Origin of the sequence: Nocardioides sp. 31GB23 (genome assembly GCF_040012395.1) — a bacterium.
Taxonomy (GTDB): domain Bacteria; phylum Actinomycetota; class Actinomycetes; order Propionibacteriales; family Nocardioidaceae; genus Nocardioides; species Nocardioides salarius.
The window spans coordinates 31,367-42,534 of record NZ_JBDYKJ010000040.1 but is presented as its reverse complement, the minus strand read 5'-3'; the positions used below and the strand labels follow the sequence as shown (position 1 = coordinate 42,534).

Here is an 11,168-nt window from a genome sequence, read left to right as displayed (position 1 = left end):
CAGGGGGCACTCCAGTGCGGGGGGGAAGTAGGGGGCGGGTCCGGACATGCGTCCGGACCGTCTTCAAGAGTCCCACCAGGCGCCCCCGGGGTCAATCGGGCGGGGCGACCACGGGGGCGGGCACCCGCCGGCGCCGCGGCGCCGGCTGGCAGCGCGGGCAGAAGTAGGAGGAGCGGTTCATGAAGGCGATCCGGCGGATGGGGGTCCCGCAGCGGTCGCAGGGCTCGTCGGCGCGCCCGTAGGCGTGCAGCGAGCGGTCGAAGTACCCGGACTCGCCGTTGACGTTGACGTAGAGGGCGTCGAAGGACGTGCCGCCCTGGGCGAGCGCGTCGCGCATGACGTCGCGGGTGTGCCCGAGCAGTGCGAGCACCTGGGCCCGGCTCAGCCGCTCCCCCGGTCGCTCGCCGTGGATGCCGGCGCGCCACAGGGCCTCGTCGGCGTAGATGTTGCCGACGCCCGAGACCAGGTTCTGGTCGAGCAGCTGCCGCTTGATCCCGGACGCGCGCCGGCGCACCCGCGTGGCGAGCTCGTCGTCGTCGAAGAGCGGGTCGAGGGGGTCGCGCGCGATGTGCGCGATCTCGGGCGGCAGCTCGGCTCCCCCGGTGGAGATCGACAGGCCTCCGAACATCCGCTGGTCGACGAAGTGCAGGTGCCGGGAGTCGGCGGCGCCGTCGAGGCGGATGCGCACCCGCAGGTGCTTCTGCGCCACCGCGTCGGCCGGCTGCACGAGCATCTGGCCGCTCATCCCCAGGTGGGCCAGCAGGGCGTCGCCGTCGTCGAGCGGCAGCCACAGGTACTTGCCGCGGCGACGGGCGCCGGTGATGGTGCGCCCGGTCAGGGCCGCGGCGAACCCCTCGGGCCCGCGATCGTCGCGGCGTACCGGACGCGGGTGCAGCACGTCGACGCCGGTGACCCGCGCACCCACGACGTGGCGCTCGAGCCCGGCGCGCACCACCTCGACCTCGGGGAGCTCGGGCACCGGTGCCTACGAGCCGCCGGTGCCGGTGCCGGACTTGCCCGCGGCGGCGTTGCCGGCGGCGGCCTCGGCCGCGGTCTCGGCGGGGTCGGTGACACCGAGCCGGTCGGCGATCTCGCCGTACGCCGTCTCGGCGGCGGCCTGCTCGGCCTCCTTCTTCGACCGGCCGGTGCCGTTGCCGTAGAGGTCGTCGCCCACGCGGACCTGGGCGGTGAAGGTCTTCTGGTGGTCGGGGCCGCTGTCCTCGATGACGTACTCGGGGACGCCCAGGCCGTGCTCGGCCGAGAGCTCCTGCAGCGAGGTCTTCCAGTCGAGGCCGGCACCGAGCGCCGAGGCGGCCTCGATCAGCGGGTCGAAGAGGCGGTGCACCACCGCGGCGGAGTTCTCGATGCCTCCGCCGGAGAGGTGCACGGCCCCGATGACCGCCTCGACGGTGTCGGAGAGGATGGAGGCCTTGTTGCGCCCACCCGTGCTCTCCTCGCCACGACCGAGCTTGACGTGCTCGCCCAGGCCGATGCCGCGGCCGACCCCGGCCAGCGCGCGGGCGTTGACCACGGCGGCGCGCAGCTTGGCCAACCGGCCCTCGGAGAGGTCCGGGTGGGTCAGGTACAGCGTCTCGGTCACGACGACGCCGAGCACCGAGTCGCCCAGCAACTCCAGGCGCTCGTTGGTCGGCAGGCCGCCGTTCTCGTAGGCGAAGGACCGGTGCGTGAGCGCGCGGTCCAGCAGCTCGGGGTCCAGCTGCGGATCCCCGAGCGCTGCTCGCAGCTCGGCGTAGTCGTTCAGGGCGTCAGCGGTCTCAGAGGACCTGACGACGGTCGGCCTTGGCGCCGTACTGGCCGCACGCGCCGCACGCGCGGTGCGGGAGGTGCTTGGCACCGCACGCGGGGTTCGCGCAGGTCACCAGGGTCGGGGCCGTGGCCTTCCAGGCCGAGCGACGGTGACGGGTGTTGCTGCGCGACATCTTCCGCTTCGGGACAGCCACTGTTTTCTCCTCGTTGCGAGGCCGGGATCGCTCCACGGCCTGGGGTGGTCTTGCTGGTGGGTCTGCTACTTCTCGTCCGGCTCGTCCTGCGCCAGGGCGGCCAGGCCGGCCCAGCGCGGGTCGATCGGTTCGTCGTGACCGTGGTCGGGGTCCCCGGCCAGTCGCGCCCCGCACTCGGGGCACAGACCGGGGCAGTCCTCGGTGCACAGGGGCTGGAACGGCAGCGTGAGCACCACCGCGTCCCTCAGCTGGGGCTCGAGGTCGAGAAGGTCGTCCTCGAGCCGGCTGACCTCGTCGTCCTCGTCGTGGGAGGTCTGGTGCTCGGCGTAGACGTACAGCTCCTGGAAGGGGACCTCGACGTCGTCGTGGATCTCCTCCAGGCACCGTGCGCACTCACCGACGAGCCCGGCTCGCGCCGTGCCCGTGACCAGGACTCCCTCCATGACCGCCTCGAGCCGCAGGTCGATGTCGACCGGCGAGCCCTCGGGGACAAGGAGGACGTCGATGCCCAGATCCGCCGGTGCCGGCACCGACAGCGTCACCTCACGCTGGGACCCCGGGCGGCGGCCGAGCTCGCGGGTGTCGAGCACGAGCGGCGCTCTCGGGTCCAGGCTGGTCAGGGGATCACTTCCGGGTCCGGGCACGAACAGATCAGCGGGAAGCGTAGCCCTCGGGGGAACGCCGGGGCAAAACGCGCCGCCCTCATCCGCGCTGCTCCGCGATGCGTGCGGTGAGCCGCGCGTGCACGAAGTCGGGCACCAGCGTCGAGACGTCGCCACCGAAGGTCGCGACCTCCTTGACCAGGCTCGAGGCCAGGAAGGAGTACTCGGGGCTGGTGGGCACGAAGACGGTCTCCACCTCGGTCAGCGAGGAGTTCATCTGCGCCATCTGCAGCTCGTAGTCGAAGTCGCTCACCGCGCGCAGGCCCTTGACGATGGCGTGGATGCCGTGCTCGGCGCAGTAGTCGGTGAGCAGGCCCTTGAAGCCGTCGACGCGCACGTTGTCGAAGTCGGCGCAGGCCTCGGTGAGCATCGCCATCCGCTCCTCGGGCGAGAACATCCGGTTCTTGGACTTGTTCACCCCGACCGCGACGACGACCTCGTCGAAGAGCGAGGCCGCTCGCCGCACGATGTCGATGTGCCCGTTGGTGACGGGGTCGAAGGACCCCGGGCAGACGGCTCGACGCACTACTGCTCCCCCGCTCCTGGTGCCGGTGCGACCGGCTCGGCTGCTGTCTCCCCGGGCTCGTCCACGGGCGCGTGGGCCGACCACAGGGTCGTCTCACCGTACTTGCGCGAGCGGACCTCGACGAAGCCGGCCGGGAACGCCGGCTCGGGGCTGCGTCGCGACCGCTCCACGACGACCAGCGCGTCGGGCACCAGCCAGCCCTGCGAGACCAGTGCGGCGAGGTCGGCGGCCAGGTCCTCCTCCGACAGCGGGTAGGGCGGGTCCATGAAGACCACGTCGTACGGCGCGACGGGCGCTCGGCCCAGCGTCGCCGCCACCGGCGCCGCGAGCACCTCGGCGCGGGGGAAGCCGAGGGTGCGCGCGTTGGTCGCGATCAGCCCGGCGGTGCGCCGGTCGGACTCGACCAGCGTCGCCACCCCGGCCCCGCGCGAGAGCGCCTCGAGGCCGACCGCGCCCGAGCCGGCGTACAGGTCGAGGAAGCCCAGCCCGTCGAGCGAGCCGGTCGCGGCCTCGATGGAGGAGAACAGTGCCTCCCGGACCCGGTCGGCGGTGGGGCGGGTGGCGGTGCCGGGCGGGGTGCTCAGGCGGCGTCCGCCGGCGCTGCCGCCGATGATGCGCGTCATGGGGCGCGATCCTACGAGCGGTCGACGAAGTCGGCGGCCACCGACCGCTCGAGGCGCTCGACCGCCGCGGCCAGGGCGGGTGCGCCGCCGAGGTCGGGGTCGCTCTCAAGCAGGTCGCCGGCCGCCCTCCGGGCGGCGAGGATCGTCTCCTCGTCGCGCAGCACCCGCAGGGTGCGCAGCGAGGACTGGTAGCCGGACTGGTGGGCGCCGAGCACGTCGCCCTCGCGGCGCTGCTCGAGGTCGACCCTGCTGAGCTCGAAGCCGTCGGAGGTCGCCGCGACCGCCTCGAGCCGGCCGCGCGCCGGGCTGCCGGCCTCGGTGTGCGTGACGAGCAGGCACAGCCCCGGGTGCCCGCCCCGCCCCACCCGGCCGCGCAGCTGGTGCAGCTGGGAGACCCCGAAGCGGTCGGCGTCGAGGAGCACCATGGCGGTGGCGTTGGCGACGTCGACGCCGACCTCGATCACCGTGGTGGAGACCAGCACGTCGACCTCGCCGCCGGCGAAGGATCGCATCGTGGCGTCCTTGACGTCGGGGGTCAGCCGCCCGTGCAGCACGGCCAGCCGAAGCCCGCCCAGCGGCCCCTGGCGCAGCTCCTCGACGACCTCCTCGACGGCGCTGAGCGGACGGTCCGTGCGCTCCTCCACGGGCACGTCGCCCTGGCCGGCCTCGGGCTCGTCACCGGCGATGCGTGGGCACACGACGTAGACCTGGTGGCCTGCCGCGACCTCCTCCCGCACCCGCTGCCAGACCCGGTCGACCCAGTGCGGGGCCTCGGCGACGGGCACGACCGTCGTCTGCACCGGCGCCCGCCCGGCGGGCAGCTCGGTGAGCGTGGAGATCTCCAGGTCGCCGAAGACCGTCATCGCCACCGTGCGCGGGATGGGGGTGGCGGTCATCACCAGCACGTGCGGCGGGGTGCCGGCCTTGTCGGTGAGGGCGGCACGCTGCTCGACCCCGAAGCGGTGCTGCTCGTCGACGACGACGAGGCCGAGGTCGGCGAAGCCCACACGGTCCTCGAGCAGAGCGTGGGTGCCGATCACGATGCCGGCCTCCCCGGAGGCCAGCCGCGACATCGGGCCGGTGCGCTGGGTCTTGGTCATCGACCCGGTCAGCAGCTCCACCGCGGTCGCCTCGTCGGCCCCGCCCAGCAGGCCGCCGGCGGCGAGGTCGCCGAGCATGGCGGTGATCGAGCGGTGGTGCTGCTGGGCCAGCACCTCGGTCGGCGCGAGCAGCGCGGCCTGCGCCCCGGAGTCGACGACCCGCAGCATCGCGCGCAGCGCCACCAGCGTCTTGCCCGAGCCCACCTCGCCCTGCAGCAGCCGGTTCATCGGCCGCTCGCGCGCCAGGTCGGCGTCGATCTCGTCGCCCACCTCCACCTGCCCCCTGGTCAGCTCGAAGGGCAGGCGCGCGTCGAAGGCGTCGAGCAGCCCGCCGCTGCGACCGGCCCGCGGGCGGGCGCCGAGGGCGGCCAGGGCCCGGCGACGACGCGCGAGCACGAGCTGGGTGACGATCGCCTCGTCGAAGCGCAGCCGCTGCAGCGCCCGGGTGACCTGACCGTGGTCCTTCGGGTGGTGCACCCACTCCAGGGCGGTGCCCGCGTCGACGAGCCCGGCCTGCACGCGCACGTGCTCGGGCAGCAGCTCGGGCACCTCGTCGAGCACCGCCAGCGCGAAGGTGACCGCCCGCTGCAGGTCCCAGGTGTCGACGCCCTTGGTGAGGGGGTAGATCGGGTAGAGGTCGCCGAGGGTCTCGAGCGAGAGCTGGGCGGCGTCCTCACCCTCGGTGCCCATCAGCACCATCTGCGGGTTGGTCAGCTGCCAGTCGTTGTTGAAGCGCCCGACCTTGCCCTGGAAGATGCCGCGCCGTCCCTCGGGCAGCCGCCGCTCGTGCCAGTCGGCCATGTGCGGCTTCTTGGCGAAGAACGACATCCGCAGGCTCGGACCGTCGGTGCGCAGCACCGTGTCGACGCGGTAGGCCGTGCGTCCGGTGCGGCGGTCGGTGTACTCGCGCCGGCGGGTCTGGCCGATCTGGCCCACCACGGTGAGCAGCTCGCCCTCCTCGAGGGAGTCGACCGTCGTCAGCTCGCCGGTGCGCACGTAGCGCCGGGGCAGGTGGTGCACCAGCTCGCCCACGGTGCGCAGCCCCAGGCCCTTGACGATCTTGGGGGCCTTGGTGCCGGTGTCGCCCAGCACGGTCTCGACCGGCGAGTCCATCGAGATCACCGCCGCACCTCCTCGTTCACTCCACCGCCAGCAGGAGCGGGTAGCGCTCCTGCCCACCGTCGTACACCACGGCGTCGACATAGGGGTGGTGCTCGGCGAGCCACGCGGTGCAGTGCTCGGCGAGGGCTCCGTCGGGGTCGTCGGCGCCCGAGACGATCGTGACGAGCTCGCCGCCGCCGACCACGAGCCGCTCGAGCACCTCGGTGGCCACCTCGGCCAGCGCCGAGCCGACGACCGCGAAGTCGCCCGCGACCACGCCGAGGGCGTCGCCCGGCTCGCACGGCCCGGCCATCGTCATCGCCTGGCGCGCCGCCACCGTGACCGCGCCGTGGCGGGCGTGGCGGGCGGTCGCGGTCATCTCGAGCACGTCGGCGTCGAAGCCGCGGCCGGGCTCGTGCACCGCGAGCGCTGCCAGGCCCTGCACCTGCGCCTGGGTCGGGATCACCGCGACCCGGACCCCGGTGTCCTGGGTGGCCGTCGAGGCCGCGACCTGGGCGGCGCGCACCGAGTCGCCGTCGTTGGGCAGCACCACCACCTCCTGCGCGCCGCAGCCGGTGATGGCCCCCAGCAGGTCGCCGGTGGAGGGGCGCCGGCCCGGTCCGCCCTCGACGACCACGGCGCCCGCCTCGCCGAAGAGCGCGGAGAGACCGGGCCCGGCGGAGACGACGACCACGCAGCGGCCCTCGCGCGGGCGAGGCGCCTCCCGCTCCTGCTGGGCGGCCTGCTGGGTGAGCTGGTCGTGGAAGTGGGTGACGCGGATGCGGTGCGGTCGACCGGCCTCGATGCCGGCCTCGATGGCCGCGCCGACGTCGTCGACGTGCACGTGCACGTTCCACAGGCGCTCGTCGCCGACCACCACCAGGGAGTCGCCGAGCCCCGCCAGCCGCTCGCGCAGCGCCGGGACCCGCTCGGCGTCGGTGTCGAGCAGGTACATCACCTCGTACGACGGCCCGCCCGGCGTCAGGTCGGCCCCCGGCGGCTGGCCGGCACCGGTCGTCGGGGTGGTGACCGGGATCGCGTGCCGGCCGATGCGCGGCAGCACCGCCTCGGGCCGGCGCCCGGTCAGCGCGGTCTCGGCGGCGTCGAGGACCACGCTCAGCCCCCGCCCACCAGCGTCGACGACACCGGCGTCGGCGAGCGCCTGCAGCTGGCCGGGGGTGCGCGCCAGGGCGGCCCGCGCCGCCTCGGCGGCCCCGGTGAAGACGTCGCGCGTGCGCGCCGCGGGGTCCTCGCGCGTCGCCTCGGCAGCCTCGGCCGCGGCCCGGGCCACCGTGAGGATGGTGCCCTCCACCGGCGTGCCCACGGCGGCGTACGCCGCGTCGGCGGCCAGGCGCAGCGCCTCGGCGAGCACCTCGGCGTTGCGCTCCTCCGGGGCCGAGCGCGCCAGGCGGCGGGCGATGGCGCGCATCATCTCGCTCAGGATCACCCCGGAGTTGCCGCGCGCGCCGAGCAGCGCACCGCGGCTGAAGGCCGCCAACGCCTCGCCGAGGTCGGCTCCCGGGTTTCCCCCGGTGGCCTCGCGCACGGCGTCGCGCGCCGCGGAGACCGTCAGGTACATGTTGGTGCCGGTGTCGCCGTCGGGCACGGGGTAGACGTTGAGGGCGTCGATCTCCTCGCGGGCGGCGCCCAGGGCGTCCACGGCGATGTCGACGAAGAGCAGCACGACCTCGAGGCTCACCCCGCGTCCGGTCGGTCCCACTGGCTCCACGGGGCGACACGTTAGTGTGCTGGCGGCGGGTGCGGGTCCCCGAACGGCCACGTTCGACCACGATCGGCCGCGATTGGCCGAGCGCCGGGCCCCTCGGATACTCTGATGCGGTTGCCCGGAGCACCCGGGCCCTCGACTCGTTCGGCTGTGCACGGACAGTTGTGCACATCATTTCGTCCCAACCTCGATCCTTCAGGAGTTCACGGTGGCTGCCGTCTGCGACATCTGCGCCAAGAAGCCTGGCTTCGGCAACAACCGGCCGTGGTCGCGCAAGATCACGAAGCGCCGCTTCGACCCCAACATCCAGCGCGTGCGTGCCACCATCAACGGCACCCCCAAGCGCCTCAACGTCTGCACCGGCTGCCTGAAGGCGGGCAAGGTCTCGCGCTGACCTCCCCCTGATCCGCCGTCGGACGGCCGTCACCCCACCGGGGTGGCGGCCGTTCGTGCGTCAGAAGTGGGTCCAGCCGGTCTCGCCCCTCCAGGGGGCGCCGTCGACGGTGACGCCCTCCCCCTCGCGCACCTCGCCGATGACCGACCAGCCCTCGGGCAGGGTGGTGCCCGCGGGGAAGGTCGCCAGCAGCGCGTGGTCGTCGCCGCCCGAGAGCACGAACGAGACCGGGTCGACCCCGCCCAGCGCCGCGGCCACCGCGTGCAGCGGCTCGGGCACGTCGAGCGCGTCGGTGCGCACGTCGATGGCCACCCCCGACGAGACCGCCAGGTGCGTCGCCTCGGCCAGCAGCCCGTCGGAGACGTCGATCATCGCGGTGGCGCCCGCCTCGGCGGCGGCCGGCCCGGCGTCGTACGGCGGCTGGGGGCGGCGGTAGGCCTCCACCAGCACCCGCGGGGAGCGGAACCCACGCCCCAGGACCGCCAGACCGCCGGCCGCCCATCCCTGGCGACCGGCCAGCGCAAGCACGTCGCCGGGCTCGGCGCCCGAGCGGACCACCGGGGCGACGGTGCAGGCACCCATCACGGTCACCGCGACGACGACCTGGTCGGCCCGGGTGAGGTCGCCGCCCACGATGCTGGCGCCGACCAGCGCGCACTCGTCGGCGAAGCCCTGGGCGAAGTCCAGGGCCCACTGCGCCTCCAGGTCGGCGGGCGCGGCCAGGCCGATGGTCAGCGAGCCGGCCCGCCCGCCCATGGCGTTGATGTCGGAGATGTTCTGCGCAGCGGCGCGGTGGCCCACGTCGGCGGCTCCCGCCCAGTCGCGGCGGAAGTGCCGGCCCTCGACCATCAGGTCGGTGGAGACCACGACGTGGCCGGTGCGCACCCGCAGGACCGCGGCGTCGTCGCCCGGGCCGATGAGCACCTGCTCGCCCTGCTCGAAGCGGCTGGTCAGGGCTGAGATCAGCCCGAACTCGCCGATGTCGGCGAGGGTCGCCGTGGGGTCCAGGGGCGGGTCGGTGGGGGGCGTGGCAGGCATGTGCCCATCCCACCAGACGGCGCCCCCGCCACCGGTGACGACGCACCCGGCCCGCTCGGGCGAGGAAGGTCCCAGGCCCGCAGTGACCCTGCGGGCGCCAGCAGGTAGGTTGTCGCCGACACATCCGGGTGACGTGTCCGCGGCAACGGAGCCGTGCCGACAACCCTTGAGGAGCAACACGATGGTCGTCCAGGCCTACATCCTGATCCAGACCGACGTCGGCAAGGCCGCGGAGGTCGCGGCCGAGATCGCTCAGGTCAAGGGCGTGACCCTCGCCGAGGACGTCACCGGCCCCTACGACGTGATCGTGCGCGCCGAGGCCCGCAACGTCGACGAGCTCGGCAAGCTGGTCGTCTCGAAGGTCCAGAACCTCGACGGCATCACCCGCACCCTGACCTGCCCCGTCGTCCACATCTGAGTCGACCGACGTGACCGTCCCGGTCGCGCCCGGTCGCAGCGCGTCCCGACGCCCCGCCCCCGTGAGGAGGCGGGGCGTCGTCGCTGCCGGCGCACTGGCCCTGCTGCTGGGCGGCTGCGGGGGCCCGGTGGAGGTCGCCACCCCCGCGCTCGACACCGAGGCAGCGGCGACCTGCGAGAGCTTCCTCGCCGCACTGCCCGCCGAGCTGGCCGGTCTGGAGCCGCGTGCGGTCTCCCCCGCTGACGCGCCCGCCCGCGCCTGGGGCGACGGCCTGGTGCTGACCTGCGGGGTCGAGGAGCCGCCGGGCTTCCGGCAGCTGATCACCCCGTCGTGCGACGAGATCGTCGGGGTGGGCTGGTTCTTCCCACCCGCCGAGCTCGAGAGCGAGGACGGCCCCGTCACCGGCACCACCATCGGCTACCGCCCCCGGATCGAGGTTGTGGTGCCCGAGGACTACCGGGGCGGGGTGTCCTTCGCCGCGCTCTCCGAGCTCGCCGCACCGGTGAAGGCGCACCTCGAGCTGGTCCAGCGCTGCCAGTGAGTGTCCGGGCCCCTGGCCGGATGTGGGACGCTCGTCCCATGAGCGAGGAGCAGCTGCCCGGTCCTGTCGCCGTCATCGCCGGCGGCCTGAGCCACGAGCGCGACGTGTCCCTGGCCAGTGGCCGCAACCTGGTGCGCGAGCTGCGCGCCGTCGGGGTGGAGGCCGAGGCCTACGACTTCGACCGCAACCTGCTGCACACCCTCGAGCAGCACAAGGTGGTGGCGGCCGTCCCGGCCCTGCACGGCCACTTCGGCGAGGACGGCGAGATCCAGACCCTCCTCGAGCTGATCGACCTGCCCTACGTCGGCACCAGCAGCCGGGCCTGCCGGGTCGCCCACGACAAGGGCACCGCCCGCGAGCTGCTGCGCCGCGCCGGCATCGAGGTGCCCGAGAGCGTCGGCCTCTCCGCACAGACCTTCCGCGACATCGGCGCCAGCGCGCTGATGGAGCACGTGATGCACCGCCTCGGCGAGCGCGTGGTGGTCAAGCCCACCCGCTGCGGCAGCGCCCTGGGCGTCACCGGCGTCGACGGCCTGGGCGCGCTGCCCTCCGCGCTGGTGACCGCCTACGCCTACGGCGACGACGCGCTGGTCGAGCGCTTCTACGACGGCACCGACGTCAGCGTGGTGTGCGTCGAGACCGACGCGGGCGTCGAGGCGCTGACCCCGGTGGCGGTGGAGTACGAGAAGGGCCACGAGTTCGACTTCGACGCCCGCTACACCGCCGAGTTCGTCTCGTTCTCGCGTCCCGACCTGCCCGAGGAGCTGATCGAGGACCTCGGCCGCACCGCCCGCGAGGCGCACCGGGTCCTGGGGCTGCGCCACCTCTCGCGCTCCGACTTCATCGTCTCGGCCGACGGCTCCCACGTGCTGCTGGAGACCGCCATCACCCCGGGCACCACCGAGACCTCGGTGATGCCGTTCGCCTGCACCCTCTCGGGCACCAGCCTCGGCCAGGTCGTCCTCGACCTGGTCCGCCGCGCCCTGCCCTGACCCGGCCCAGATCTCACGCCGACCCGGCGCAGATCGCCCGCCGAGCCGGCTCGAATCTTCGGCATCGGGCACCGCCGGAGGTTCGG

The 11,168-nt window shown here is 74.1% G+C and carries 13 protein-coding genes; 4 read left to right on the top strand and 9 right to left on the bottom strand.

All coding sequences use genetic code 11. The annotated features are described in order from the left end of the window. Window positions 1-91 precede the first annotated feature (91 nt). From mutM to ABKW28_RS13935, 8 genes are all read right to left on the bottom strand, one after another. Window positions 92-979: a bifunctional DNA-formamidopyrimidine glycosylase/DNA-(apurinic or apyrimidinic site) lyase gene (mutM, locus tag ABKW28_RS13970; protein ID WP_348610613.1), complete on the bottom strand. Its 888-nt coding sequence runs from the start codon at window positions 977-979 to the stop codon at window positions 92-94. A gap of 6 nt (window positions 980-985) precedes the next feature. Beyond that, window positions 986-1,762 carry a ribonuclease III gene (gene rnc, locus ABKW28_RS13965; protein WP_348610622.1) on the bottom strand — a complete coding sequence of 259 codons (777 nt, stop codon included), beginning with the start codon at window positions 1,760-1,762 and terminating at the stop codon, window positions 986-988. Window positions 1,763-1,775: 13 nt separating this feature from the next. Continuing rightward, window positions 1,776-1,961, bottom strand: a complete 186-nt coding sequence (rpmF, locus tag ABKW28_RS13960) for a 50S ribosomal protein L32 (RefSeq protein WP_193667940.1) — start codon at window positions 1,959-1,961, stop codon at window positions 1,776-1,778. Between the two features lie 65 nt (window positions 1,962-2,026). Continuing rightward, a complete protein-coding gene (locus ABKW28_RS13955; protein ID WP_307822789.1) occupies window positions 2,027-2,551 on the bottom strand; it encodes a YceD family protein in 525 nt (174 codons plus the stop codon). 112 nt (window positions 2,552-2,663) lie between these two features. After that, on the bottom strand, window positions 2,664-3,149 hold the full coding sequence (gene coaD / locus ABKW28_RS13950) for a pantetheine-phosphate adenylyltransferase (RefSeq protein ID WP_193667939.1): 486 nt from the start codon (window positions 3,147-3,149) through the stop codon (window positions 2,664-2,666). After that, window positions 3,149-3,772 (bottom strand): 16S rRNA (guanine(966)-N(2))-methyltransferase RsmD, encoded by a 624-nt coding sequence (gene rsmD / locus ABKW28_RS13945; protein ID WP_348610610.1) that lies wholly within the window; start codon window positions 3,770-3,772, stop codon window positions 3,149-3,151. The genes coaD and rsmD overlap by 1 nt, the downstream gene beginning before the upstream one ends. A gap of 11 nt (window positions 3,773-3,783) precedes the next feature. Then, window positions 3,784-5,985 (bottom strand): ATP-dependent DNA helicase RecG, encoded by a 2,202-nt coding sequence (locus ABKW28_RS13940; protein ID WP_348610619.1) that lies wholly within the window; start codon window positions 5,983-5,985, stop codon window positions 3,784-3,786. 25 nt (window positions 5,986-6,010) lie between these two features. Further along, window positions 6,011-7,672, bottom strand: a complete 1,662-nt coding sequence (locus ABKW28_RS13935; protein ID WP_348610607.1) for a DAK2 domain-containing protein — start codon at window positions 7,670-7,672, stop codon at window positions 6,011-6,013. Window positions 7,673-7,907: 235 nt separating this feature from the next. Between ABKW28_RS13935 and rpmB the strand changes: the two genes are divergently transcribed. Beyond that, window positions 7,908-8,093 carry a 50S ribosomal protein L28 gene (gene rpmB / locus ABKW28_RS13930; protein WP_165229619.1) on the top strand — a complete coding sequence of 62 codons (186 nt, stop codon included), beginning with the start codon at window positions 7,908-7,910 and terminating at the stop codon, window positions 8,091-8,093. A gap of 60 nt (window positions 8,094-8,153) precedes the next feature. On the opposite strand, the gene ABKW28_RS13925 is transcribed toward rpmB, so the two are convergent. Beyond that, entirely contained in the window at window positions 8,154-9,131 is a 978-nt protein-coding gene (locus ABKW28_RS13925; protein WP_193667937.1) for a thiamine-phosphate kinase, read from the bottom strand. A 181-nt stretch (window positions 9,132-9,312) separates the two neighbouring features. On the opposite strand from ABKW28_RS13925, the gene ABKW28_RS13920 reads away from it, so the two are divergent. From ABKW28_RS13920 to ABKW28_RS13910, 3 genes are all read left to right on the top strand, one after another. Next, window positions 9,313-9,549 carry an Lrp/AsnC ligand binding domain-containing protein gene (locus ABKW28_RS13920; RefSeq protein ID WP_107771615.1) on the top strand — a complete coding sequence of 79 codons (237 nt, stop codon included), beginning with the start codon at window positions 9,313-9,315 and terminating at the stop codon, window positions 9,547-9,549. A 61-nt stretch (window positions 9,550-9,610) separates the two neighbouring features. Next, the gene (locus ABKW28_RS13915) at window positions 9,611-10,090 is read left to right on the top strand and encodes a DUF3515 family protein (protein ID WP_348610604.1); all 480 of its coding nucleotides are present in this window, start codon (window positions 9,611-9,613) and stop codon (window positions 10,088-10,090) included. Window positions 10,091-10,128: 38 nt separating this feature from the next. Further along, a complete protein-coding gene (locus ABKW28_RS13910; protein WP_193667935.1) occupies window positions 10,129-11,082 on the top strand; it encodes a D-alanine--D-alanine ligase in 954 nt (317 codons plus the stop codon). The last annotated feature ends 86 nt before the right edge of the window (window positions 11,083-11,168 follow it).